Below are 25,608 nucleotides of genomic sequence, written 5' to 3' on the forward strand. Positions count from 1 at the left end.
GGCCAAGACACTGATCGAACATTTCATCGCCAGACGGCCCGGACGGTTCCTCAGGGTCGATACAACTGCCGAGACCGGGCTTTCCCCATGGCTCGCCGAACAGGGGTTCGCCCATGTCGGCGGCGGAATCACGATGAGAAAGCCGTTGGCCAACGACGCCGCCGATCCGACCGCCACCACCTTTGCCCTCGCCAGCCAGGCACTCGGCTGATCCGGAGATCTCCATGTACAGCAATTCCCTCATCGAACTCGATCGCGCCCACCTCATCCATCCGGTCGCCTCCTACCGCGGCCATGAAAAGCTTGGCGTGCGCGTGCTCGCCTCTGCCAAAGGCGCGACGGTCACCGACGCATCGGGCAAGCAACTGATCGACGGCTTCGCCGGCCTCTGGTGCGTCAATGCCGGTTACGGCCACGAAAGCATCGTCGAGGCGGCGGCCCGGCAGATGCGGGAACTCCCCTATGCGACGGCCTATTTCGGCCTCGGCTCGGAGCCCGCGATCCGGCTTGCCGGCGAACTCGCCGACCGTGCGCCGGGCGATCTCAACCACGTCTATTTCACCCTTGGCGGCTCCGATGCGGTGGACAGCACGATCCGCTTCATACGCTACTACTGGAATGCCCGTGGAAAGCCTGAGCGCGATCAATTCATCTCGGTCGAACAGGGCTATCATGGCTCCTCGACGGTCGGCGCGGGCTTGACGGCGCTGCCCGCCTTCCATGCCGGCTTCGGCGTTCCCTTCGACTGGCAGCATAAAATTCCGTCTCACTACGCCTATCGCAACCCGGCGGGCGATAATCCGCAGGCGATCATCGACGCCTCGCTTGCGGCGCTGAAAAGCAAGGTGGAGGCGATCGGGCCGGAACGAGTCGCCGCTTTCTACGTCGAGCCGATCCAGGGCTCGGGCGGCGTTCTGGTGCCGCCGACAGGCTGGATGAAGGCCATGCGCGAATTCTGCCGCGCGCATGACATCCTATTCGTCGCGGACGAGGTGATCACCGGCTTTGGCCGCACCGGCCCGCTGTTTGCCTGCAGCGAGGATGAAGTCGTGCCCGATTTCATGACGACCGCCAAGGGCCTGACCTCCGGCTACGTCCCCATGGGCGCCGTCTTCATGGCCGATCACGTCTATGAAACGATTGCCGAGGGTGCGGGTGCTGCCGCTGTCGGCCATGGTTACACCTATTCGGCCCATCCCGTCAGCGCCGCGGTCGGCCTCGAAGTCCTGAGGCTCTACGAAAACGGCCTTCTCGAAAACGGCGTCAGGGCCGGCGCGCGGCTGATGCAGGGCCTGGAGTCGCTGAGGGATCATCCGCTGGTGGGCGACGTCCGTGGCCGCGGCATGCTCGCCGCCGTCGAGCTTGTGGTCGACAAAGTCAACAAGACGCCGTTGCCTGCATCCGCCGAACCCGCCCGCCGCATCTTCGATCGCGCCTGGGAGAACGGCCTCGTCATCCGCGCCTTCGGCAATGGCGTGCTTGGCTATGCTCCACCGCTCTGCTGCACCGAAACGGAGATAGACGCGATCGTCGAGCGCACCCGCATCACCCTGGACGAGACGCTGGAGGACCCGGATGTGCGTCGGGCGCTGCGGGCCTGAGAATACCGCGAAACGGTCAGATTCGGTATTTTGTGCCGCCTCATGGCGCCTATTCGGCGAATCCGGTGCGGTGCAGGTGACACACTGAAATCAACGAAAGGCCTGGATCCCGGCACATGCGGGCCTTCCATATAAGAGCGGGACAATGACCCCGCCGGCGGAACAGAATTTTCTTCTTCGAGAACCGCGCTCCCACCGGAGCCGAACACTGGGGAATTCACGTGAGCAAGAGCCTTCCGGAATTCAAATATATGACCTTCGATGTTGTCGGCACGCTCATCGACTTCGAAGGCGGCCTCAAGACCTGCCTCGCCGAGATCGCGACCGAGGCGGGAACTGAAATCGACGGCGAGCAGGCGCTTGGCCTCTACCGTGCAGCCCGCTACTCCAAGGATGCCGACCTCTTTCCCGACGATCTCGTGCGCGTCTACCTGGCGATCGCCCCGAAGCTCGGCTTGCCCGCCGATCAAAAATATGGCGAACGGCTTCGGGATTCGGCGAAGGGCTGGAAGGGTTTCGCAGACAGCGCCGCAGCGCTGGCCAGTCTTGCGAAGGATTACCGCCTCGTTGCGATGACCAATGCCCGCCGCTGGGCATTCGATTTCTTCGAGAAAGAGCTCGGCAATCCCTTTTATGCCGCCTTCACGGCGGATGATACGGGGACCGAGAAACCCGATCCCGCCTTCTTCGAGAGGGTGTTCGACTACGTCGCCTCGGAAGGACATTCGAAGGACGACATCCTGCATGTCGCCCAGAGCCAGTACCACGATATCGGGATTTCCAGGAAACTCGGGCTGACCAATTGCTGGATCGAGCGGCGACATGCTGAGAAGGGTTACGGCGGCACGATCGAACCGGCCGAGTTCACCAAACCCGATTACCATTTCACCTCGATGGCCGGCCTTGCTGATGCCGCGGCCGCCGCGCGCGCCTGACTTTGAAAGCAGATCGGGCCCGCCCGTAACGGGCAGCCCGCCACACAAGAAAAAAGGGGAATGAGATGAACGACAAAATCACCAACTGGACCAGATCCGACGATGCCATGGTCGAAACCGCCATCCGTCGTGGCGCCACTCGTCGCGAGTTGCTGCATATGATGCTCGCGGGCGGCGTGGCGATATCAGCCGGCGGGCTCGTGCTTGGCCGCGCCGGCAAGGCGCTCGCCGCAACGCCTGTTTCCGGCGGCACGCTCAAGGCGGCCGGCTGGTCGTCCTCCACGGCCGATACGCTGGACCCCGCCAAGGCGTCGCTCTCTACCGACTATGTCCGGTGCTGCTCCTTCTATAACCGCCTCACCTTCCTCGACAAATCAGGCACGCCGCAGATGGAGCTCGCCGAAGCGATCGAGTCCAAGGATGCGAAGACCTGGACGGTCAAGCTGAAGAACGGCGTTACCTTCCATGACGGCAAGCCGCTGACCGCCGATGACGTGGTTTTCTCGCTGAAGCGCCATCTCGACCCGTCCGTCGGCTCGAAGGTCGCCAAGATCGCCGCCCAGATGACCGGCTTCAAGGCCGTGGACAAGCAGACCGTCGAGATCACGCTCGCCAGCCCGAACGCCGACCTGCCGACCATACTGTCGATGCATCACTTCATGATCGTTTCCGACGGCACGACCGATTTCACCAAGGCCAACGGCACCGGCGCTTTCGTCAAGGAAGTCTTCGAGCCGGGCGTTCGTTCGGTCGGGATCAAGAACAAGAATTACTGGAAATCCGGCCCGAACGTCGATTCCTTCGAATACTTCGCCATCAGCGACGACAATGCCCGTGTCAACGCCCTGCTTGCGGGCGACATCCATCTCGCGGCCGCGATAAATCCCCGTTCCATGCGCCTCGTCGAGGCCCAGGGCGACGGCTTCACCTTGTCGAAGACGACGTCCGGCAACTATACCAATCTCAACATGCGACTGGATATGGAGCCCGGCAACAAGCGGGACTTCATCGAGGGCATGAAGTATCTCGTCAACCGCGAACAGATCGTCAAATCGGCGCTGCGCGGTCTCGGTGAGGTCGGCAACGATCAACCCGTTTCGCCTGCGAACTTCTATCATGACGCAAACCTGAAAGCGCGGGCTTTCGATCCTGAGAAGGCGAAGTTCCACTTCGATAAGGCCGGCGTCCTCGGCCAATCCATTCCGATCATCGCTTCCGATGCGGCGAGCTCGTCGATCGACATGGCCATGATCATCCAGGCCGCCGGCGCCGAAATCGGCATGAAGCTCGATGTCCAGCGAGTGCCATCTGATGGTTACTGGGACAATTACTGGCTCAAGGCGCCGATCCACTTCGGCAATATCAACCCGCGACCGACCCCTGATATCCTCTTCTCCCTGCTCTATACCTCGGACGCTCCGTGGAACGAAAGCCAGTACAAGTCGGAGAAGTTCGACAAGATGCTGATCGAGGCGCGCGGGTCTCTCGATCAAGAGAAGCGCAAAGCGATCTACAACGAGATGCAGAGCATGATCGCCCAGGAAGCCGGCACTATCATTCCGGCCTATATCTCGAACGTCGATGCCACGACGGCCAAGCTCAAGGGCCTGGAAGCCAACCCGCTCGGCGGCCAGATGGGATACGCCTTCGCGGAATATGTCTGGCTTGAAGCCTGATAAAGCAAAGGAGACCGGGGCTGCAGCCGCGCCCCGGCTCTTCCATCTGCATTGGTGGAACTCAACTCGAACGCACAAAGGGAAGACGCCCGTGAATAGCCAGGTCTTATCCCTTGTACTGAGCAGATTGTTCGTCGCCTTGATCACCCTGGTGATCGTCTCCTTTGCCGTCTTCTTCGCGACGACGCTGTTGCCCGGAGATACGGCGACGATCCTGCTCGGCCAAGCCGCCACGCCGGAAGCTGTCGAAGGCCTGCGCAAGGCCATGCATCTCGACGAACCAGCGCTCTTTCGTTTCCTGCGCTGGTTAGTCGGGCTGCTGCAGGGCGACCTCGGCACCTCCTATGCCAACGAAATGCCGATCGCCGCTCTCATTGCCGGTCGCTTCGTCAACACGCTGAAACTTGCCGGCGTCACCGCGCTTTTCTCCGTGCCGATCGCGCTCACGCTCGGGATCACTGCGGCGATGCTGCGCGGCACCCTTTACGATCGGATTGTCACGGTGATCACGATCGGCGTCATCTCCGTACCGGAGTTCATGGTCGCGACCTCCGCCGCGCTCATCTTCGCCGTCTACCTGAAATGGCTGCCGGCGCTTTCTTTCGCCAATGAGGTCCATAGTATGACCGACCTGTTGCGCGTCTATGCCATGCCGGTGATCACCCTCACCTTCGTCGTCTCGGCCCAGATGATCCGCATGACGCGCGCAGCTGTTATCGAGACGCTCAACACGCCCTATGTCGAGATGGCATTGCTCAAAGGCGCCTCCCGGCCGCGCATTGTGTTTCGCCATGCACTGCCCAATGCGCTCGGCCCGATCGTCAATGCCGTTGCGCTTTCGCTGTCCTATCTGCTCGGAGGCGTCATCATCGTCGAGACCATTTTCAACTACCCCGGTATCGCCAAGCTGATGCTGGATGCCGTCGCCACCCGCGACCTGCCGCTGATCCAGAGCTGCGCGATGATCTTCTGCCTTGGCTACCTGCTGCTGATCACCATCGCCGATATCATCGCCATCCTTTCCAACCCGAGGCTCCGATGACCATGACCCGTTCCGAAACCGCTTCCGGCCGGCTGTCCGGAACCCGGTTTGGCTATCGCTTCAACATCGTCGGCGCGATCGGCCTTACCATCATCCTCGCGTGGGCGCTCGTCGCGATCTTTGCGCCGTTGATAATCCCCTACCCCGTCGGCGAGATCGTCGATCTCGACTATTTCGGCCCGATGAGCCGGGAACTCTGGTTCGGCTCCGATTATCTCGGCCGCGACATGCTCTCGCGAATTCTGATGGGCGCGCGCTATACGGTCGGCATCTCGCTAGCGGCGGTGACGATCGCCTGCTTCAGCGGCGTCGTGCTCGGCATGATCGCAGCGGTCGCCGGCGGCTGGCTGGACACGATCCTCAGCCGCTTCCTCGACGCTCTCAACTCCATCCCGAGCAAGCTGTTCGGTCTGGTGGTTGTCGCTGCCGTCGGCTCCTCGGTCCCTGTTCTGATAATGACGCTGTCGGTCATCTACATCCCCGGCGCCTACCGCTTCGCCCGGGCGCTCGCCRTCAACATCAATGCGATGGATTTTATCACGGTCGCGCGCATCCGTGGCGAAAGCACCCTCTATCTCATTCGCTCGGAAATCCTGCCCAACATCGTCGGGCCGGTTCTTGCCGATCTCGGCATCCGCTTCGTCTTCATCGTTTTGCTGCTCTCCGGGCTTTCCTTCCTCGGCCTTGGCGTCCAGCCGCCCTATGCCGATTGGGGTGCGCTGGTGCGCGAGAATATCGGCGGCCTGCCGTTTGGTGCGCCGGCGGTGATGTTTCCCTCGCTTGCCATCGCCAGCCTGACGATCAGCGTCAACCTGCTGATAGACAATCTGCCGCAGAAAATTCGCGACCGGAGCACGTCATGAGCAATTTCATAGAAATCCGTGACCTGAAGGTCGAGGCCACCACCGATTCCGGTCGCCGCGTCGAGATCATCAAGGGTGTCAGCCTCGATGTTGCCGAGGGCGAGATCGTCGCGCTGATCGGGGAGAGCGGCTCGGGCAAGACAACGATCGCCCTGACCCTCATGGGCCATACCCGCGCGGGCTGTCGCATCTCCGGCGGCAGCGTTTCGGTCGGCGGCAAGGACATGGTCAGGCTCAGCGAGAAGCAGCGCGCCAAGGTGCGCGGCACCGAAGTCGCCTATGTCCCGCAATCGGCGGCCGCCGCCTTCAATCCCGCCACATCGATCATGGACCAGGTGATCGAAGTCACGCGTATTCATCAGCTGATGTCGCCGGACGATGCGCGTGCCCGGGCAGTCGAGCTCTTCCGGGCGCTGTCGCTGCCGGAACCCGAGACGATCGGCAGCCGTTATCCGCATCAGGTTTCCGGTGGCCAGCTGCAGCGTCTGGCCGCCGCCATGGCGCTGATCGGCGACCCGACCCTCGTCATCTTTGACGAGCCGACGACGGCGCTCGACGTGACGACCCAGATCGAAGTGCTGCGTGCTTTCAAGTCGGTGATGAAGAAGGGCGGCATATCAGGCGTTTATGTCTCGCACGACCTTGCCGTCGTCGCGCAGATCGCCGACCGCATCGTGGTCTTGAAAGGCGGAGAGACCCAGGAAACCGGCACCACCGAAGAGATCCTCAACAACGCGAAGCACCCCTATACCAGGGAGCTGCTTGCAGCCTTCGAACCGAAACCGCGCGGCGCAGCTGGCCCCGCCGAACCCGCGACGGCTCCACTGCTGAGGATCGAAGATCTCGTAGCCGGCTATGGACAGCGTCAGGCTGACGGCCTGCCGCTCGTTCGCGCGGTCGAGCACGTGAGCCTGAAGGTGGAAAAAGGCCGTAATCTCGGCATCATCGGAGAATCCGGTTGCGGCAAGTCGACGCTCGCCCGCACCATCGCCGGCATCCTGCCGGCCGCGGTCGGCAAGATCGTCTTCGACGGCACGGAACTGCGTCGCAGCGCTCGCGAGCGCTCGCGCGACCAGTTGCGCGAGATGCAGATCGTTTTCCAATATGCCGATACCGCACTCAACCCGGCGAAATCGGTTGAGGAGATCCTCGACAGGCCCTTGGTCTTTTACCACGGCATGGATCGAAAGATGCGGAACGCCCGGATCGATCAACTGCTCGACATGGTGCGCCTGCCTCGCAATCTGCGTCATCACCGGCCGGGAGAGCTCTCGGGCGGACAGAAACAGCGCGTCAACTTCGCCCGGGCGCTCGCCGCCGATCCGAAGCTGATCCTCTGCGACGAGATCACCTCGGCGCTCGACACGGTGGTCGCCGCAGCGGTCATCGACCTGCTCAAGGAATTGCAGCGCGAACTCGGCCTCTCCTATATCTTCATCAGCCACGACCTCTCGGTGGTGGAGGCGATCTGCGACGAGATCGTCGTGATGTATGGARGCCGTAAGGTCGAGGAAATCACATCCTCGACAGTGAAGACGCCGCAACATCCCTATTCGCAGCTGCTCTTCTCGTCGGTGCCGACGCTCGATCCGGCCTGGCTCGATGGGCTCCAGCAGGATCCGGAACTGGTGCGGGCCTATTGCCGGCACTGACCGCCGATTCCAGGTGTTACCGCGCTGCCCTCCTCGAAACCACAAGCAAGACGCTTGCCAGACCCGGCGCGCACCCGGGCAGGTCATGTTGAAAAGCCTGGGCTCCACGGCACAAGATCTGCAAGTGGCAGCGAATATGGCTTCGGAAAGAAAGCCCGAAATTCTGTCGCAAGTCCTTCCAACCAGTATGAAGCTTTAATTATAGGGAGAACAACCTGCGACAGAGAATCGGCATCTGCGCAGGACCGATTAGATCGGAGAGATGCAACGGGTGAGGTCGGTCTGGAACCCTGAGAGATTGCGTTGGGACGCTCGGCCAAGGGGAGTTTGCGGATCAGGAGCGGGGCCCGGCCGCGGTCCTTCTCGCCGGCTAAAGCGGAAACAAGGTGGTAAGCGGCATGTGGGCTTTGACGATCGGCGATTTCAGGACGACGAAGCTGAAATACTTATCGATACCGACGTCCAGGTCGGTAAGCCGCTCCATGATCGTCTGATATTCGTCGATGCCGGCGGTGACGAATTTCAGCAGATAATCGTAGCCGCCCGAAACCAGATGACATTCGATCACCTGATCGACCTTCTCGATCGCCGCCAGGAAGCGGGCGAAGTCGATTTGCCGGTGGTTCTTCAGGGTGATCTCGGTAAACACCGTCAGCGTCTGCCCGAGTTTGCTGACGTTGATCTGGGCCGAATAGCCTTCGATATAGCCTTCCGACTGCAGCTTCTTCACCCGCATCAAGCAGGGGCTAGGCGACAGATTGACCAGTTCGGCGAGCTCCACATTGGTGACGCGGCCATTCTTCTGCAGTTCGTAGAGAATTTTTACGTCGATCCGGTCGAGTTTCATCTCACACGGCCCTCACTTGCTCGAGATCGCCAATGACGCAGCAGATTATGCTGCCGTATTCCCGACATCGACCTTAACACATAAGTCAGACGTGTCGACCGCGTTGCGGGACAGGCCGAAGCACAAACCGCTGCTGGCATCCTGCCAAGACGGAATCTTCTGCTGTCACCAACCGATCTCCAGCAAAGCCGTAGCTTTGGATCCGCTAGACTACGCCTGAAACGGAGACTGTCCCATGCCCGCACCGCTCAATCGCGTCGCCACCACGCCGGAACTTCCTTCCACCGCCGATGTGGTGGTAATCGGCGGCGGCATCGTCGGCGTTTTTGCGGCCTATTATCTCACCCGGCGCGGATTGAAGGTCGCCCTCGTCGAGAAGGGCCTCATCGGCGCCGAACAATCGAGCCGCAACTGGGGCTGGTGCCGCCAGCAGAACCGCGACGCCCGCGAACTGCCGATGTCGACGAAGAGCCTCGATTTGTGGGAGCGCTTCGCCACTGAGACCGGTGAGGATACGGGCTTCCGTCGCTGCGGTCTCTTCTATCTCAGCAATAGCGACGATGAACTGTCCGGCTGGGCACGCTGGCGCGATTTCGCCCGCTCGGTCGGCGTCACGACGCACATGCTGAGCAGCGCCGAAGCGACCGAACGCGGGCGTGCCACCGGCGCCTCATGGAAGGGCGGGGTGTTTTCACCGACCGACGGCATCGCCGATCCGGCGAGTGCTGCGCCGGCCGTTGCACGTGCGATTCTGACACTCGGCGGCACGGTGCATCAGTCCTGTGCGGCCCGCGGCATCGACATCGAAGGCGGCAGGCTCTCGGGCGTCGTCACGGAACATGGCACGATCCGCACGAAAATCGCGATCCTTGCCGGCGGCGCCTGGGCCTCCTCCTTCTGCCGCCAGCTCGGCATTCGGTTTCCGCAAGCCTCGGTGCGCTCCTCGATCCTCTCCGTGTCCCCAGGAGCAAGCGGCCTGCCGGACGCGCTGCACACATCTGCGGTCTCCGTTACGCGTCGCGGCGATGGCGGCTACACATTGGCGATCAGTGGTGGCGGGCGTGTCGACTTGACGCCGCAGCAATTCCGTTACGCGCCTCAATTTCTGCCAATGTTCGTCCGGCGTTGGAGAAGCCTCGCGCTAGGCGGATTGGAGGGATTCAGGTCTGGGCACGAAACCCTGGCGCGATGGCGATTGGACGCACCCACTCCGATGGAACGAATGCGCATCCTCGATCCGAAGGTCGACCAAAGAACAATTCGGCTTACCCATTCGCGCGCGCTTGAACTCCTGCCTGCCCTGAGGAACACAAATGTCAGTGCCGTCTGGGCCGGTTATGTGGATAGCACCCCCGATGGGGTGCCGGGAATCGGTGAGATCACCACCGTTCCAGGCTTCATTCTCGCCGCCGGTTTCAGCGGCCACGGCTTCGGAATCGGTCCCGGCGCCGGTCATCTGATCGCCGATATCGCCACCGGTGACACGCCGATCGTCGATCCCCGGCCTTATCACCCGGAGCGGTTCCAGAGATCGGCCTGGGGCAAAGTCGCCGACTTCTGAAGGTGGAATGGCTCGCAGGCATTCGACCATGGCGTGCCGCAAGCCGGTGTCCTCAAGGTAAGACACGCCGCCCTAGCGGACGAGAATGCGAAATTTCCGGCATGTAAAGGCCCTCGGATAGGGGAACGAATTTCCGGACGTTCTAGCGTCGGCGCTGTAATGCTTTGAATTGCTGCTTAAATTTTGGCGCGGCACGCAGAGTGACGACATGGTGTTGCATCGTTTTGGCAATCATCGACATTCGGTATTAAGTTCTGCGTGGGGATGCAGGATAGGCGGATTACGCCGGCTCGGTCCGCCTAGCATCGAGGGGTCAATGAACTGCCCGAAAAGGAATAGCTTTCATGAACCTCTTTGCTCCAGATCTGAAGGCCGAAACCAAGGGCGAGGAATTGTGGGAGCGCGTCCGCGCCCAATACCCTGCCCAGGAACCGCTCCTGAATTTGAACAACGCTGCCGTCAGCCCGCCAACGATAGCGGTACAGGAGGCCACGATTGACGCCTATCGCTTCATCAGCCGCAATCCTGACTATAACATGTGGAGCAACCTCGATGCTGCGCTGCCCGGTATCAAGCGTGATTTGGCCGAGTTGATAGATTGCACGCCAGACGAGATTGCGCTCAACCGGAATTCCTCGGAAGGACTTTCAGCGGCGATTTTTGGAATACCGCTGACCAAGGGCGACCAGGTGTTGATCTCGAACTGGGACTATCCGAGCGTCCGTGCCGGATGGCTGCAACGGCATCACCGCGACGGAATCGAGGTCGTGAACTGCGCCTTCGATATCATGGACAGCGACGAGGATATCATTGATGCCTATGTGGAAGCGATGACGCCCCGGACTTGCGTCCTGCAACTGACGCATATGTATCACTGGAATGGACGCGTTCTTCCCATCGAGCGACTCTGCCGGATCGCGCGGGAGCGCAACATCATCACGATAGTCGATGGCGCCCAGACGTTCGCTCAAATGCCGGTCAGTTTTCGGCAACTGGATTGCGATTTCTTTATCACGAGCCTTCACAAATGGCTCGGCGCACCTGTCGGCAACGGAATGCTGATCGTCAACCGACGCCAGATCGACCGAACTTGGCCTCTGCTGGCGCCCTTCGACCAACCCGCAATGAACATAGACAAGTTCGATCACTGGAATCTGGGTACCTATAATTCCGCAATTCAGGCCGGAATTAAACCGGCGATCCAATTCCATCGGGAAATCGGCGCAGACAGGATGCACGTCCGACTGCGCGAACTCACTCGACACTGGGTCGGTCAGGCTCGCGACATTCCCGGCTTCAGGCTTCACACGCGGACCGACACTGAGAGCCTAGGTGCAATATGCCTGTTTTCAATCGACAACACCGACATGAAAAAACTGGAGAACACTCTTCGAGAGAAATACCAAATCCACACGAAATATCGCCAAGTCGAGCATGTCGAAGGTCTGCGGGTTTCGCCGCATATATATATGCTGAAGAGTGACCTTGACATGTTCGTCAGCGCGCTCAGAAATGCGTTGGCTTGAACCGGAAGCCCGTTCCTGAAGATAGAGGCGCCGGCATCGACACCTCTCAGCCAGCAAAGATAACGTCCTCAGGAGACCAGGGATATCGTGCCGGGGATCGGCGAGATCGCCATCTTGCCCGAAAATGCGGCTCGGCCAGCCCCACTCGAACCTCGAACTGCGGCAGAAATGATCACTGTCCGGATCGCTGCATAGACCCATCATCTCGCGTTGGCGTGAACCAGCCACCGAGCGTTTCCTCCAATCCGTCCGTATTGTTCTCTTCGCCGATCCAAGCAATGCAAGCGTCGGGACGGATCAGCATCGAGGGGCCCCGATCGACGGCGACGCAACGTATCCTCTGCTTGCTGGCTGCAACGAGCCTGGACGCCGTCCGCTCAGGCGAGGCGTCGAGAAGAACGCCCATGCCATCCTGCATCAGATCATAGAGCGAGACGGCGGCATCGCCGTCGCTAATCGACCTGTCGCCGATCAGCCGCCCGACCTCGTCCAGCTCCGAGCCGAGATCGTAGCGGGTGGAAAGGCCGCTCATCATCTCGCCGATGAACCGGTTGACGTTGTCGAATTGCATGAGGTTCGCCACGATGTCCCGCATCGCACCCGCCTGTGGATCGGGCCGCAGGATGGCGACCTGGGCACGGGTGTTGGCTAGAACGGCTTCGGCGACGGGTCGCCGCTCGGCCGTGTAGGTATCGAGCAGGCTTTCCGGCATGTCGCCGCGAATGACCGCCGCGAGCTTCCAGCCGAGATTTGCAGCATCCACCAGCCCGAGGCTCAAGCCCTGACCACCAAACGGCGAATGGACATGCGCCGCATCGCCGGCAAGCAGCACCCTGCCGCGGCGGTAGCTATCGGCAAGCCGGGTGTTGTCAGTCCATCGGCTGCCGCTTTCGAGCGCTTTCACGCGGACATCCGTGCCGCTGATGCGGCGCAGTACGGCTTCGATCTCCTCAGCTGTGACCGGCGCTTGCCGATCTTCAGGCGGACCGCTGAAGTCGAGCATGAACAGTCGACCGGGGAAGGGCCAGTAGGAAAATACGCCACCCGATGTGCGATTCCAGCCAATCGGCAGCAGGCGTTCGGGATGATCGATCTCGGCGACGGCCTGGTAGAACGTCAGGCTTGGGGCTGTGCCGGGGAACTCAAAGCCGGCCATCTTGCGGATGAGGCTACGCCCGCCGTCGCATCCAACGAGGTAGGAGCAGCCGATTTGGCCTGCGCCTGTCGGAGCTCTCAACTCCACGTCAATGCCGTCCGCCTGCTGCACGAAGCCGGTAACGTCAAAGGCGCGGCGCACCTCGATCCCAAGAGCGCGGGCGCGATCGGCCAGCATGGCTTCGAGGCTAGGTTGATCCACTGCGTGAGCACGCCGTTCCGGCTCTTTCTGCGCGTCCTTTCGGATAAGAGGCAGGCCAGCGAAATGACCGCTGAATTTGGACGACCGGCCACGCAGCTCCGCCCCGGCCTGCTCGGCGAACTGCTTCATCGCCGCGAGGCTCTGCGCTTCCGCGGCGGCGATGGCCGCAGCCATCCCACGACGCTGGAGTGCCTCGCTTCCAAGCGGCCCGAGCGACATTGCCTTCATGGCCATACTGGCCGACGCCAGACGCTCCAGCACGAGGACGCGCACGCCTGACAAAGTCAGCTCGATGGCGGTCAGGAGTCCGACCGGTCCTGCGCCCACAACAACAACATCAACTTGTTTTTCCATCTCACATTCCATATACTGGATATCAATATGTACTCAGTACATAAATAAATGCGCAATCAGAGACAACATGTCAATGCCATCGGACTCAATGCCACCGGACCGGCGATCCCGTAAGCGCCTCGCCACGCGACAAGGCATCTCCAACGTCGCCACGCGCCTCTTCCTGGAGCGGGGCTTCGATCATGTGACGGTCGATGAGATCGCGGCAGCCGCCGATGTCGGACGGATGACGGTGTTCAATCACTTTCCCCGCAAGGAGGACATGTTCTTCGATCGCGACGAGGAGGGTCGCGAGATGCTGCGCGAAGCTCTGCGGCAGCGCCATCCCAGCGTCTCTCCGATCGAGACGTTACGTCTGCTCGCTCATCATCTGGTTGCGGAGGAGAGCCCTTACCTCCGATTTACTGCTAGGAGCCAAAGCTTCATCGAGACGATCGAGGCCAGCGACACCCTCAAGGCTCGGGCGAGGGCAATTCGCGACGAGATCGCCCACGTCGTCGCGGTGGCGCTATCCGAAGGCGTCGGCCGAAAACCTGATGATCCTGATGCCCATCTGGCGGCCGGTATTCTCCTGGCGACGTGGACCGTGGGCTTTATCCAGGCTCACCGGACCTTTCGGCAGAGGCAAGATACAGAGGAAGCAAAAGCCGTCTTTCTCGCCGCTGTAGATAAGGGAACTACCGGCCTGAACGCTGCTCTGGCAGGCACACCTTATGCCTGAGCAATCACCCTCTGGTGGGGCCGGAATGCCCGTCTCCGCAATGTTGAGGTCTTCCGGGCGGATGCCGCAAGTGCGCGCCGCGCTTTGGCTCAATTGCGGCGGAAACGGCAGCGAACACCGCCGTCGATACGGAAGCCGCCGTCGCTGATGCCACCCTCGAAGAGGTTAGGCTAACTTCGGTTCTCCAAGCGGTTTGTTTTGCGCCACTCTTCGTACTCTCCGCGGGCATCGTCATGCAGCGGATAGTAGCGCTGTAACGACCCGCCCTCCATAAGCTTCACTCGGGAGAACTCCTCCCAATCGTGATGCTTTTGCGACTCTTCGATTACCTTCGAGGCCATTGCGACTGGAAGCACCACCACCCCGTCGTCGTCGGCGACGATGATGTCTCCGGGGATGACCGTGACACCGCCGCAGGCAATCGGAACGTTGACGGCATTGGGATAGATGCTGGTCTGCACATGGTAGTTGGGAGTCCAGCCACGCAGCCATAGGGGGAGATCTAGCTTGTCGACATTGGGCCGATCGCGCATGCACCCGTCGATTACGATGCCAGCGCCGCCTCTGCCTTTAAAATACGTCGACATCATATCGCCAAAGACACCCGAGCTCATGTCGCCGCGCGCGTCGACCACGACCACATCGCCCTCCTGCGCGTGATAGAGCACGTGCCTGTGCAACTGCGTCTCCGGATCGGCATATTCTCCCTCGGTGAAGAGGTCCGGCCGCTGCGGCATGAACTGGAGAGTCAGCGCCGGCCCGACAATCGACTTCCCGCGGTTCTGCGGCACGGGACCGACCATGTGCGGATTGCGGAAGCCCATGTGGCCAAGCGTGCCGGCAACCGTCGCGGCGCCGATTTCCTTCAGTGCGTCGATCAGCTCTTTGGGCGGTCGCGTAATGTCGGGAGTATGGGTCATTTTAGACTCCGGTGGATGAACTACCAGTTCGTAACAGAACCGTCGCGGCGCTTCAGGTGAGGCGCTTCCCAGAAACGAAAGCTCTCGGCCTTGACCGCCTCTTCGTTGACCTCGACGCCGAGCCCCGGCAGATCGCTGACCGGATAGTCGGGGCCGTCGAGCCGTGGTTGCACGGGGAAGAAGTCGGAATTGTCGAAGCCCAGCTTTGTTTCGGGCACCCTGGTCTCGAGCCAGGCGAAATTCGGCACCGCGGCGGCGAGATGGATGGTCGCGGCCGTGCAGATTGGGCCAAGGGGATTGTGCGGCATCAGGTCCACATAGTGCGCCTCGCTCCAGCCAGCTACCTTCATCGCTTCAGTGAGCCCGCCAACATTGCAAACATCGAGCCGGTTGAACTGATGGATGCCGCGCTCGATGTAGGGCAGGAACTGCCACTTGCTGGCAAATTCCTCGCCGATGGCAAACGGGATGTCGGTCATCGTGCGCAGGGATTCGTAGGCCTCCGGTGTCTCGTCTCGTATCGGCTCCTCGAGGAAATCAAGCACGCCACGGCCGAGCTTGTTGCAGAAGCTCGCCGCCTCTGCCACCGAAAGCCGATGATGATAGTCGATGCCGAGGACGACGTCGTCGCCCAGCGCCTCGCGCGCCTTGTTCAGCATGCTTGCTGTAGCGCCGATCGATTCGCGCGGCTCAAAGATGTCCTTGCTGTTTTGCCCGATGGGAAAGAAGCGGATCGTCTGCCACCCCTGTGCGCGTAGTTCGCGGGCTCGTTCGATGGCAACATCGCCCTCGGCCTCGTCACCGGTCGAGGCGAAGGTAGGAATGCGGTCGCGCTGCTTGCCGCCCAACAGATCGTAGGCCGGCACCCCCAGCGCCTTGCCCTTGATGTCATGAAGGGCAATGTCGATGGCGGAAATTGCCGCCTGCAGAACGCGCCCGCCTTCGAAGTATTGGCTGCGATAAACTTCTTGCCAGATCCGACCAATCTGCATCGGGTCGCGGCCGATGAGAAACTCGCGATAGTGCTCGATCGCGCCGGCCACGGCCTTCTCGCGACCGCTCAAGCCGCTCTCGCCCCATCCGAAGATGCCGTTGTCGGTCTCGACCTTGACGAGCATCTGGTTGCGCGTTCCTACCCATACTGGATAGGGCTTGATCGCGGTGATTTTAAGCTTCGTAGTCATCCCCACCCTCGTTCCAGACGCATCGGCTCTGTCTCAGTTGGCCTTGAGGGCCATTTCTGTTTCGCCGTCGAACAGATGCATCCGCTCCTGGTCAAACTCGAGCCAAATCGGCTCGTCGGGCGCAACGGCAATGGTCGGCGGCACGCTGACGTTGACGATGGCGCCAGACAGGAACGCCTGTACGAAGGTGACGTCGCCGGTCGGCTCCACCGTGTAGGCCTTGGCAGGAATGCTTCCTGGCACCGCACTCTTATGCAGCTTGATCGTCGAGTGACGTGCGCCGAGCACGACTTTCTTGGTGGTTGCCCTCGCGACCTTCTGGGCGTTGTGTGGCGAGAGCTCGAGGCGCCAGCCCTCCGCGCTGGTCAACACTGTATTGCCGCTTGCCGTTGATGCCTCCAGCGGAACAAGGCTCATCGCCGGGCTGCCRATGAAGCTGGCGACGAACATGTTCACCGGATGGGCAAAGACCTGCGCCGGTGAATCGTATTGCTGCAGGTAGCCGCCGTTCATCACCGCCATCCTGTCGGCCATGGTCACAGCTTCGAGTTGGTCGTGCGTCACATAGATGATCGTTGCCTTGAGGTCCTGGTGGAAGCGCTTGATCTCCGACCGCATCTGCACGCGCAGCTTCGCGTCGAGGTTGGAGAGTGGTTCGTCCATCAGGAATACCGCCGGATCTCGAACGAGGGCGCGGCCCAAGGCCACACGCTGCTGTTGCCCGCCCGAAAGTTCGCGCGGCTTGCGCTCGAGCAGTTGCGTCATGTCGAGCACTCGCGCTGCTTCCTTGACCTTCCTGTCGATCTCGTCCCTTGGCAGTTTGCGCATCTGCAGCGGGAACGCCAGGTTTTTATAGACCGATTTTTGCGGATAGAGCGCGTAATTCTGGAACACCATTGCGATGTCCCGGTCCTTGGGGTCGAGGTCGTTGACCACCCGGTCCCCGATGACGATGTCGCCCGATGTGATGGGGATCAGCCCCGCTACAAGATTGAGCGTGGTTGTTTTGCCGCAGCCTGAAGGGCCGACGAGCGCAACGAATTCGCCGTCATTGACCGTCAGCGAAACATCGTTGACAGCTTTGAAGCTGCCATAGGTCTTGACAAGATCTTTGAGGACCACGTGGGCCACCGGCAACTCCCTAGTGCTTAACGGCGCCTTCTGTCAGGGCGCGTACGAAGTATCGTTGCAGGACGAGGAACAGGACCACGACGGGCACGCTCATCATAAAGCTGGCCGCCATCAGGCCCGGAAAGTCCGTCGTATTTTCCGAGAAGAAGCGCTGGATACCGACCGGCAGTGTCAACTGGTCGTTCTTGGAGAGGAACGTGTAGGCGTAGATGTACTCGTTCCACGCGCCGATGAAGGAATAGATCGCCGTGGCGATGATTCCTGGCGCCGAGAGCGGCATCACGATCAGGACAAAGGCCTGGAACCGCGTCGCTCCGTCGATGCGCGCCGCCTGCTCGAGCTGCACCGGGATGTTGTCGTAGAAGCCCTTGAGGAGCCAGATTGCCAGCGGCAGGCCGAATGTGAGGTAGGTGAGAATGAGCGATCCATGCGTGTTCACCAGCCCGATCGCGCGCATCAGGATGAAGAGCGGCACGAGAAAGATCACAGCCGGAAACATATTGCGAAGCAAGACGGCGAAGAACAGAAAGTTCCGGCCCGGGAAGGTGAAGCGCGAAAACGCGTAGGCCGCAGGAACCGCCACGATCACCGAAAGGATGGTCGTGGCAGTGGAGACGAAAAGGCTGTTCCAGAAGAAACGAAGGAAGTCCTGGCCGACGCTGTTTTGCGGATCGAGCAGCTTCTGGTAGCTGTCAAGGGTGGGTTGGTCAGGCCACCATTGCGGCGGGAATTGCATGGCCGCGAAGCCGGACTTGATCGAGGTGATCAGCATCCAGACCATCGGCAACGCGGTGTAAAGCAGCATGAACGCGAGGAAGATGCGTCCGCCCCACCGCCATCCGTCGATGCGCATACGGCGACGGGCCTGGCCTCGAGGAGCAGTCTCGGCAATCGTGTTCATGCGGTCCCATCCTTCCGCTCGTTGCCGCTTAGAGCACGGACGTAGAAGTAGCCGAGCGACATCAGGATCAGGAACAGCAGCACCGAATAGGCCGATGCCACCCCCCAGCGCTGGCGGCCGAAGGCGAGCTCATAGATGTGAGTGATCCAGATATGCGATGCGTTCGACGGCCCGCCGCCGGTCATGATCCAGGGGATGATGAATGAATTGAAGTTGGCCACTGCCAGCAGAAGGATCGTCACCGTCGAGACGTTTCTCAAATGCGGGAAGGTGACGTGCCAAAACCGCTGCCATGCATTGGCTCCGTCGACTCTTGCGGCGCGCAGCAACTGATCGGGAACCGTCTGCAGGCCAGCCATCATCATGATCATGGCAAACGGAAACTCCCGCCAGATATTGACGACGATCAGGGAGGGCAGCACTGTGCTGACGCTGTCGATGAAATTCGGCGGCCTGTCGGCCAATCCGAGGCCGACCAGCACCGCGCCGATAATCCCAAAGTCTGAATGGTAGATCCACTTCCAGATATAGGACGCGGCGACCGCGCTGATGACCCAGGGAATGATCAGGATCGCCCGCAGGATGCCGCGGCCGACAAAGTCGCGATGAAGCGCCAGGGCGCAGGCAAACCCCAGGACAAATGAGATGAAAGTGGATCCCAATGTCCAGATCAGAGTGTTCGAGGTGACCTTCCAGAACACCGGACTTGTGAGGATGGCGGTGTAGTTGCCGAGGCCGATGAAAATCTTGTCCCGGAGCTGCAGGCCAGGCGGCGTATTAAAGAACGACAGCTCGATCGTGTAGTAAATCGGATAGGCTATGACGATGAGCATCACGGCGATCGCAGGGAGCACGTACGCGTAGTCGGCGCGATGCTCCCAAATCTTTCGCAGCACACCGGACCTATCGGGTTGCAGTCTCCGGCTAGCCTCTGCCTTGCCGATCAAGATCGTCACCGTGGCGTGCCCTTATTCTTCGGAACAACCGGCCGCACTCTTGGCGCAGCCGGTCAGATCGTGGTCAGGCTTGGTCTAGAGTCCGCCGTCCATCAGGTCTTTTACCTTCTTGGCCGCGTCGTCCGCTGCTTGGTCGACGGTCATGGCTCCGGTCAGGGCATTCTGCAGCATGTCCGGGACGATGATATTCATGATCTCGGGGGACTGCGGCAGCGCCGGGAACGGGATGCCGTATGGCAGCATCGAGGTCGTGACATCAAGGAACTTGATGTTCTCCAGACGCTCCTTCATCCATTTGGTCTTGAAGCCGTTAAGGTTTCCCGGGTTCGAGCCGGCATAGGCCATCTTCAGCGACCATTCAGGGCTCGTCCACATGCAGATGATAGCCTTTGCGGCCGGCTCGTCTACCTTGCCGCCCTCGACATATTCGGGCTTCAGGATGTGAATGTTCGAGCCGCCAAACACGACAGCACGCTTGCCGTCGGGGCCAGTCGGAATCAGGCCGTAACGCATGTTGTCGATGACGGTCTGCGCCTTGTCCTTGTCGGTAGCCGTCGCCTTTTTCTGCAGGTCGAGCATAACGTTGTAGTCGGACGGGTGCGAGATCATCATGCCGAGCTGGCCACCGAGGAAGAGGGGCTGGTTGTCGGCCTGCTGGTTGGTGAGCGCCGAAACCGGAACCGACTTGTCGCGAACATACATATCGTACGAGGCTTGCAGCGCCGCCTTGCTCTGCGGGCTATTGAGCTCGACCTGCTTATAGGTCGGGCTCGCGGTAGCTTCGTCGAAGACGCCTCCGCCATAGGCCCACAGCTGCGGCATGAAGCGATACGGCGTATTGCCGGCATTCTTGCGAGCCACGAGGCCGTAACCGGCAATGCCGAGCTTGTCGTGGATCTGCTTGGAATACTTGACGACGTCGTCCCAGGTTGCCGGAGCCTTGTCCGGATCCAGGCCTGCACGCTTGAAGATGTCGGCGTTCCAGATGAACGCCATCGTCTCGTTGTTGGTTGGAATGCCGTAGGTCACATCCTCCCAGGTCACGGCCTTCATTGCGCCGGGCCAGAAGTCCTCGGTCGAATACCCAACATCCTCGGGTTTGAGCGGCTGCAGATAGCCCTTTGAGGCGAACTCGGTGCCACCCAGGATTTGCAGGCGGACCGCCATGGGCGCTGCATTACCCAAGAGCGCGGTCCGGAACTTGTCCARAAGGTCGTTATAGGTGAGGGCTTGTTCCTCAAGCTGGATGTTTGGATAGGTTTTGCGGAAGGTCTCGAAGAACTCCTTGTAATACTGGCGCAGGAGGTCGGGGTCGCCCTCGAACACGCCCTGATACCAGAAAGTCAGTCGCCCCTTGTAGTCGAGCGGCGTGACCTTGGCGCAATCGCCCGCCGTGTCAAAATCCTGCGTGCCGGCAATGGAGCGGACATATTCCGGCGACCACTTGCTCAAGTCGACCGGCGCACCCAGCGCCGACGCGGACATCAGCGATACCATCAAAGCAGTGGAGACAGTGCCGCGCAGGACGGCACCGCCGAGTGAAATCCTCGTCATAAGGTATCCTCCAGGTTCTCCCATGCCGCTCTGCATCGAGGCGAGCGGTCTTTGCTCATCGGCCGCGGGACGCTTTCAGCCAATGTATCCCTTCGATATTTTTATACATTTTCAGATCGCGAATTGCCTGTCAACTAGACAAATCGTACATTGTTTATAGCAATCTCGCGTGATAACGAGATCAATGTGTGTATTGATTGGGGACAGCCTTGGCCGAAACAAGCGATTTTAAAGCAAAGCCCCCCGAAGGGATCGACGCTCTCGGGGCCTCCAGCGAGGGCGCCTCGCTGTATCAACTGATCAGGGAAGACATCATCGAAGGGCGGCTGGCTGCCAACGAGCGGCTTGTGGTCACCGATCTCGCCCGGCGCCACGGCACCTCAACCAACCCGGTGCGCGAGGCTCTGCAACTGTTGCGCGGGGAAGGCTTTGTCACCCTCGTTCCCAACCGCGGAGCACGCGTGCGGCCCATAGATCAGGATTTTGTTCGGGACATCTACGAGATCGGAGTCTTGATCGAGCCGGCACTGACGCGATGGTTCGTGAATATGGCCACCGTCGAGGACATTGCTGAACTCGAACGCATCCAAGGCCTGATTGAAGAAAACGACTTCGCCGACACGTTGAGACATAGCGAGTTGGACACCGCCTTTCACACCGTAATGTACCAAAAGCACTACAACCGCCATGCCGCCGAGCTTTGGTGGAAGCATCGCGAAGTGCTTCGAGCCGTGAGCCGGCGCTTCAACTTCACGCTCGCCCGGCGTGCCGCGATCCTTAGCGAGCATCGTGAGCTCATCGCACATGTAAAAGCGGGAAATGCGAACGAGGCAGCCGAACTCATTGCACGCCATGTCGAGGGTTCCGGCCGGCACATCCTCGAACACATGCGTGCGCGTAACGCCGCTCGGGCAGGATAGAATACGCAGTCTGGAATATCGTTATCCCGACCACGTCAGTAAAGGCAGTTGAGATGAAAATCACCAGCGTTCGGCCGTGGCTAATCAGATCCGATGCTTCCTATTGGGGAGAGTTTCTGTTCGTCGAAGTGACGACCGACGAGGGGGTGAGCGGCTGGGGCGAGATCACCACCACGACAAGGCTCGCCAATCGCGCACTCTGCACGATCCTGCGGCAGATCGGTGCCGCTGTAACAGGCGAGGACCCGGCGCGTATTGAGTATCTGTGGCACAAGATATTCCGCAGCTTCACCTATATGGGCAGTCGCGGCGCCGCAGTCGAATGCGTAAGCGCCATCGACATAGCCCTTTGGGACATCCGCGGCAAAGTTCTTGGTAAGCCGATTTACGAGCTGTTGGGCGGACCGGTACGCGATGAAATCGCGCTCTACACCCATCCCAACCAGGCCAAATTCACCAGCAAGGAGGCTGTGGTCCGCGAAATTAGAGACATCGTCGAGTCCGGCCACACTGCGCTCAAGTTCGATCCTTTCCCCCACCAGGGCCGCACAGCCGATGGACAGTCCCGCGAGCAGCGGGACGGCTACCTCGATGGCAGCATGACCCGCAAGGATGAGCGCGAAGCCGCCGAACTCACGGCTCTGATCCGCGAAACGGCGGGCTCTAATGTCGACATCCTCATCGATGCGCATGGCCGCTTCGACGTTCCCACCGCCATTCGCCTCTGCCGGAGCCTCGAGGAAGCCGGTCAGATCGACTGGTTCGAGGAGCCTTGTCCGCCCGAGAGCCTCAATGCCCTCAAGCAGGTCCGTGAGAAGGTCAGTGCCGCTATCTCGTGGGGCGAGCGCGGCCACACGAAGTGGGATTTCGTGCCGGTGCTCGAAAACAAGCTCGCTGACYACATCATGCCTGATGTCACCTGGACCGGCGGCATTACCGAACTCAAGAAGATTTCGGCCCTATGCGAAGCCTACTACATCCCGGTCTCGCCGCATGACGCCGCAGGGCCGATCAACGTGGTTGCTGGAGCGCAGGTGATGATGACCGTTCCTAACTTCTACAAACTCGAAACGTCGGAGTGGAATCTCGGCAAATACGATCACCTCATCGACAGACCACTCGATGTTTCGAACGGCAGCCTCAAGCTTACGCCGAAGGCTGGTCTCGGCGTTGAGATGAACCGCGACTACCTTCAAAACCACGAGATAGAGCTGGACTAGCTAGCAACGCTCTGCGCCGCCTCAGCATGCGCGACGACGAGCCCCGCCGACCAGAACGAGGATAAATCATGCCAGAGGCAGATGGAGCCGACGAGGCGCTCAATCGGGTGAACACGCATTCCAAGCCATCCGACCTTCGGATCACCGACATGCGGGTAGCCGAAATTGTCGGCGCGCCGTTCACTTCAGCGCTGCTCAAGATTTACACCAACCAGGGCATCGTCGGGCTTGGCGAGGTGCGCGACGGCGCCAGCGCCACCTACGCGCTGATGCTGAAGAGCCGGTTGCTTGGCGAGAACCCTTGCAACATCGACCGACTGTTTCGCCGGATCAAGCAGTTCGGCGGGCACGGCCGGCAAGGCGGCGGCGTATCGGCCGTCGAAATCGCGTTGTGGGATCTTGCCGGCAAGGCCTATGGCGTCCCCATCTACCAGATGCTCGGCGGCCGGTTTCGGGAGAAAGTGCGCGTCTACTGCGACACCGACGCCACCGTGCCGAGCGGCACCGAGACCGGCAGGCGCCTCAAGCAACGCATGGAGCTCGGGTTCACCTTCCTCAAGATGGATCTGGGGCTGATGCAGATCGCGGATGTGCCCGGTGCGGTCGTGTCTCCTGCCGGCTCACTTGAAGGGTACCGCAACCACCCCGGCCGCGGCCCGCTGAAGACCATTGAAGAGCGGCGCCTCCGCAACGCTGCGTACGATTTGCATAACGTCCCACACCCGTTTACCGGCCTGCACTTTTCCGACAAGGGCCTCGACTTCCTTGAGCAATACATTGCCGAGGTTCGTGAGGTCATCGGCATGGATATTCCGCTCGCCATAGACCACATCGGCCACATCTCAGTGCAGAACGGCATTCGCCTTGCCAGGCGAATTGAAAAATACGTGCCAGCCTGGCTCGAGGATGTGATCCCATGGCAGTACACTGAGCAGTACCGACAACTGCAGGACGCCACTACGGTGCCGATCTGCACCGGTGAGGACATATACCTCAAGGAAGGCTTCGAGCCTCTGCTCAAGAGCGGCGGCATCTCCGTTATCCACCCAGACCTGCTCACCAGCGGGGGCATCCTCGAGACCAAGAAGATCGGAGATATGGCGCAGGACCGTGGTGTCGCCATGGCCATCCACATGGCAGAAAGTCCAATCGCCGCAATGGCCGCGGCACATGTGGCGACCGCGACTGAAAACTTCATGGCGCTCGAATACCACTCTGTCGATGTCGACTGGTGGGACGATATCGTCACCGGCCTTCCCAAGCCGCTCGTGAAGGACGGCTTTATCACTGTTCCGGACAAGCCGGGCCTGGGGATTGACGACGTCGTCGACGAGGTGATCTCGCAGCATCTGCAGCCGGGTGTCACCGGCATCTGGCAGCCCACGGATCACTGGGACGATGAGTATTCCTGGGATCGCACCTGGAGCTGAGGCGAAAAGGAACGAAGATGAAGATCACCGATCTCCGCTGCGCCGTTATCGGCAAACACCCGATCGTCCGCATCGTAACCGACGAAGGCCTCCATGGCTTGGGCGAAGTCGAGTTCACCAAATCCTACCTCAAGCCCTGGGTACTGCATTTCCGCGAGGCGCTGATCGGCGAGGACCCGACTGACGTCGAGAGAGTCATGCTGAAGATCCGTCAACGCGGCTCTTTCAAGCCGTACGGCGCGGCGGTAAGCGCTATCGAGCATGCGCTGTGGGATATTGCCGGCAAGGCCGCGGGCGTGCCCGTCTATAAACTGCTGGGCGGCAAGGTGCGCGACAAGGTGCGCGTCTACAACGGCTCGATCCGCCGGCAACGCACGGGCGACCGGCCGGAGGATTACGCCGCTGACGTCAAATGGATGATGGAGCAGCCGCAGAACTTCTTCATGATCAAGCAAGGAATCTCGTTCCACTCCAACATGAAGGACACCATTGAGGGCTTCCACTACGGCGTGACGCAGAAGGCCGGCTATCACGGTGCCATGGATCAGGGCGTGATCAGCGAGCGCGGTTTCAATCACATGCTCGACTGCGTGATCGCGATGAAGGAAGTGCTGGGCGACAAAGTCAGCCTGGCGCTCGACTGCGGTCCGGGCTGGATGCTGCCCGATGCGATCAAGTTCGCTCGCGCGGTCGAGAAGTACAATTTGATGTGGCTCGAGGACATGCTGACTGGCGACTATGTGCCGTGGGTCAATCCGCAGGCCTATCGGGAACTGACAACCTCCACCTCCACGCCAATCCACACTGGTGAGCAGATCTACCTGCGGCACAATTTCAAGGAACTGATCGAGACGCAGGCGGTGCGCGTCATCGGCCCAGATCCAGCCGATATTGGCGGTATTGCCGAACTCAAATGGGTCGCCGAGCACGCCTACATGCACTCGATCCTGATGGCACCGCACGGGGTCGCCAACGGCCTGCTAGGCCTCGGCGCGTTGATCAATGTCTGCGCCACCTTGCCCGCAAATTACATCGCGTTCGAATATCCGAGCGCCAGCGACCCCTGGTGGGAGGATCTGGTCGTCGGCTTGCCACCGCAGATCGTGAAGGACAGTATGGTGGACCTGCTGGAAGCGCCGGGGCTGGGCCTCGATATCGACGCCGAAGCGGCCAGGAGATATCTCAGGGAAGAGGATGCGGGCTTCTTCGACTGAACCTCCCTCCTCACGCCAACAATACCGTGTCGCGACCAGATCG

The 25,608-nt window shown here is 60.6% G+C and carries 21 protein-coding genes and 2 pseudogenes; 14 read left to right on the forward strand and 9 right to left on the reverse strand.

Features of this window, described 5'->3' with window-relative positions:
• The 7 genes and pseudogenes from AC1D1Z_RS13360 to AC1D1Z_RS13390 form a co-directional block, all read left to right on the forward strand.
• A pseudogene (locus AC1D1Z_RS13360) lies at nucleotides 1–211 on the forward strand (GNAT family N-acetyltransferase); the annotation flags it as partial.
• A 13-nt stretch (nucleotides 212–224) separates the two neighbouring features.
• Nucleotides 225–1,601: an aspartate aminotransferase family protein gene (locus AC1D1Z_RS13365; protein ID WP_018245986.1), complete on the forward strand. Its 1,377-nt coding sequence runs from the start codon at nucleotides 225–227 to the stop codon at nucleotides 1,599–1,601.
• Nucleotides 1,602–1,822: 221 nt separating this feature from the next.
• Nucleotides 1,823–2,536 carry an HAD-IA family hydrolase gene (locus AC1D1Z_RS13370; protein ID WP_018245987.1) on the forward strand — a complete coding sequence of 238 codons (714 nt, stop codon included), beginning with the start codon at nucleotides 1,823–1,825 and terminating at the stop codon, nucleotides 2,534–2,536.
• A gap of 65 nt (nucleotides 2,537–2,601) precedes the next feature.
• Entirely contained in the window at nucleotides 2,602–4,212 is a 1,611-nt protein-coding gene (locus tag AC1D1Z_RS13375) for an ABC transporter substrate-binding protein (RefSeq protein ID WP_018245988.1), read from the forward strand.
• A gap of 91 nt (nucleotides 4,213–4,303) precedes the next feature.
• A complete protein-coding gene (locus AC1D1Z_RS13380) occupies nucleotides 4,304–5,254 on the forward strand; it encodes an ABC transporter permease (protein ID WP_018245989.1) in 951 nt (316 codons plus the stop codon).
• The gene (locus AC1D1Z_RS13385) at nucleotides 5,251–6,117 is read left to right on the forward strand and encodes an ABC transporter permease (RefSeq protein WP_477850809.1); all 867 of its coding nucleotides are present in this window, start codon (nucleotides 5,251–5,253) and stop codon (nucleotides 6,115–6,117) included. Before AC1D1Z_RS13380 ends, AC1D1Z_RS13385 begins: the two co-directional genes overlap by 4 nt.
• Nucleotides 6,114–7,769: an ABC transporter ATP-binding protein gene (locus AC1D1Z_RS13390; RefSeq protein WP_477850811.1), complete on the forward strand. Its 1,656-nt coding sequence runs from the start codon at nucleotides 6,114–6,116 to the stop codon at nucleotides 7,767–7,769. The genes AC1D1Z_RS13385 and AC1D1Z_RS13390 overlap by 4 nt, the downstream gene beginning before the upstream one ends.
• A 370-nt stretch (nucleotides 7,770–8,139) precedes the next feature.
• Here the strand turns inward: AC1D1Z_RS13390 and AC1D1Z_RS13395 are convergent, their stop codons facing one another.
• Nucleotides 8,140–8,616: an Lrp/AsnC family transcriptional regulator gene (locus tag AC1D1Z_RS13395; RefSeq protein WP_018445089.1), complete on the reverse strand. Its 477-nt coding sequence runs from the start codon at nucleotides 8,614–8,616 to the stop codon at nucleotides 8,140–8,142.
• Nucleotides 8,617–8,851: 235 nt separating this feature from the next.
• On the opposite strand from AC1D1Z_RS13395, the gene AC1D1Z_RS13400 reads away from it, so the two are divergent.
• Both AC1D1Z_RS13400 and AC1D1Z_RS13405 read left to right on the forward strand, forming a co-directional pair.
• The gene (locus AC1D1Z_RS13400; RefSeq protein ID WP_018517818.1) at nucleotides 8,852–10,177 is read left to right on the forward strand and encodes an NAD(P)/FAD-dependent oxidoreductase; all 1,326 of its coding nucleotides are present in this window, start codon (nucleotides 8,852–8,854) and stop codon (nucleotides 10,175–10,177) included.
• 344 nt (nucleotides 10,178–10,521) lie between these two features.
• Complete coding sequence (locus AC1D1Z_RS13405) at nucleotides 10,522–11,703, forward strand: aminotransferase class V-fold PLP-dependent enzyme (RefSeq protein WP_018245993.1); 1,182 nt, start codon at nucleotides 10,522–10,524, stop codon at nucleotides 11,701–11,703.
• 172 nt (nucleotides 11,704–11,875) lie between these two features.
• Here the strand turns inward: AC1D1Z_RS13405 and AC1D1Z_RS13410 are convergent, their stop codons facing one another.
• Nucleotides 11,876–13,414, reverse strand: a complete 1,539-nt coding sequence (locus tag AC1D1Z_RS13410; protein ID WP_018245994.1) for an FAD-dependent monooxygenase — start codon at nucleotides 13,412–13,414, stop codon at nucleotides 11,876–11,878.
• A gap of 67 nt (nucleotides 13,415–13,481) precedes the next feature.
• Between AC1D1Z_RS13410 and AC1D1Z_RS13415 the strand changes: the two genes are divergently transcribed.
• Nucleotides 13,482–14,135, forward strand: a complete 654-nt coding sequence (locus AC1D1Z_RS13415) for a TetR/AcrR family transcriptional regulator (protein WP_164903070.1) — start codon at nucleotides 13,482–13,484, stop codon at nucleotides 14,133–14,135.
• An 18-nt stretch (nucleotides 14,136–14,153) separates the two neighbouring features.
• Here AC1D1Z_RS13415 and AC1D1Z_RS13420 read toward each other — a convergent pair.
• From AC1D1Z_RS13420 to AC1D1Z_RS13450, 7 genes and pseudogenes are all read right to left on the reverse strand, one after another.
• A pseudogene (locus AC1D1Z_RS13420) lies at nucleotides 14,154–14,302 on the reverse strand (sugar ABC transporter ATP-binding protein); the annotation flags it as partial.
• A gap of 3 nt (nucleotides 14,303–14,305) precedes the next feature.
• Nucleotides 14,306–15,055 (reverse strand): ribonuclease activity regulator RraA, encoded by a 750-nt coding sequence (locus tag AC1D1Z_RS13425; RefSeq protein ID WP_018245997.1) that lies wholly within the window; start codon nucleotides 15,053–15,055, stop codon nucleotides 14,306–14,308.
• Nucleotides 15,056–15,075: 20 nt separating this feature from the next.
• Nucleotides 15,076–16,239, reverse strand: coding sequence for a mandelate racemase/muconate lactonizing enzyme family protein (locus AC1D1Z_RS13430; protein WP_018245998.1), 1,164 nt, complete (start codon nucleotides 16,237–16,239; stop codon nucleotides 15,076–15,078).
• 33 nt (nucleotides 16,240–16,272) lie between these two features.
• Nucleotides 16,273–17,370 (reverse strand): ABC transporter ATP-binding protein, encoded by a 1,098-nt coding sequence (locus tag AC1D1Z_RS13435; protein WP_018245999.1) that lies wholly within the window; start codon nucleotides 17,368–17,370, stop codon nucleotides 16,273–16,275.
• A 10-nt stretch (nucleotides 17,371–17,380) separates the two neighbouring features.
• Nucleotides 17,381–18,271 carry a carbohydrate ABC transporter permease gene (locus tag AC1D1Z_RS13440; RefSeq protein ID WP_018246000.1) on the reverse strand — a complete coding sequence of 297 codons (891 nt, stop codon included), beginning with the start codon at nucleotides 18,269–18,271 and terminating at the stop codon, nucleotides 17,381–17,383.
• Nucleotides 18,268–19,227, reverse strand: coding sequence for a carbohydrate ABC transporter permease (locus AC1D1Z_RS13445; RefSeq protein WP_018246001.1), 960 nt, complete (start codon nucleotides 19,225–19,227; stop codon nucleotides 18,268–18,270). Before AC1D1Z_RS13445 ends, AC1D1Z_RS13440 begins: the two co-directional genes overlap by 4 nt.
• Nucleotides 19,228–19,302: 75 nt before the next feature.
• Entirely contained in the window at nucleotides 19,303–20,781 is a 1,479-nt protein-coding gene (locus AC1D1Z_RS13450; RefSeq protein WP_018246002.1) for an ABC transporter substrate-binding protein, read from the reverse strand.
• Between the two features lie 209 nt (nucleotides 20,782–20,990).
• Between AC1D1Z_RS13450 and AC1D1Z_RS13455 the strand changes: the two genes are divergently transcribed.
• The 4 genes from AC1D1Z_RS13455 (at nucleotide 20,991) to AC1D1Z_RS13470 (ending at nucleotide 25,565) form a co-directional block, all read left to right on the forward strand.
• On the forward strand, nucleotides 20,991–21,701 hold the full coding sequence (locus tag AC1D1Z_RS13455; RefSeq protein WP_018246003.1) for a GntR family transcriptional regulator: 711 nt from the start codon (nucleotides 20,991–20,993) through the stop codon (nucleotides 21,699–21,701).
• Between the two features lie 53 nt (nucleotides 21,702–21,754).
• A complete protein-coding gene (locus AC1D1Z_RS13460; protein WP_477850819.1) occupies nucleotides 21,755–22,921 on the forward strand; it encodes a mandelate racemase/muconate lactonizing enzyme family protein in 1,167 nt (388 codons plus the stop codon).
• Between the two features lie 68 nt (nucleotides 22,922–22,989).
• Nucleotides 22,990–24,351 carry a mandelate racemase/muconate lactonizing enzyme family protein gene (locus tag AC1D1Z_RS13465; RefSeq protein WP_018246005.1) on the forward strand — a complete coding sequence of 454 codons (1,362 nt, stop codon included), beginning with the start codon at nucleotides 22,990–22,992 and terminating at the stop codon, nucleotides 24,349–24,351.
• A gap of 17 nt (nucleotides 24,352–24,368) precedes the next feature.
• Entirely contained in the window at nucleotides 24,369–25,565 is a 1,197-nt protein-coding gene (locus tag AC1D1Z_RS13470) for a mandelate racemase/muconate lactonizing enzyme family protein (RefSeq protein WP_018246006.1), read from the forward strand.
• Nucleotides 25,566–25,608 lie beyond the last annotated feature (43 nt).

It is taken from the genome of Rhizobium sp. P1_E1 (assembly GCF_056406015.1).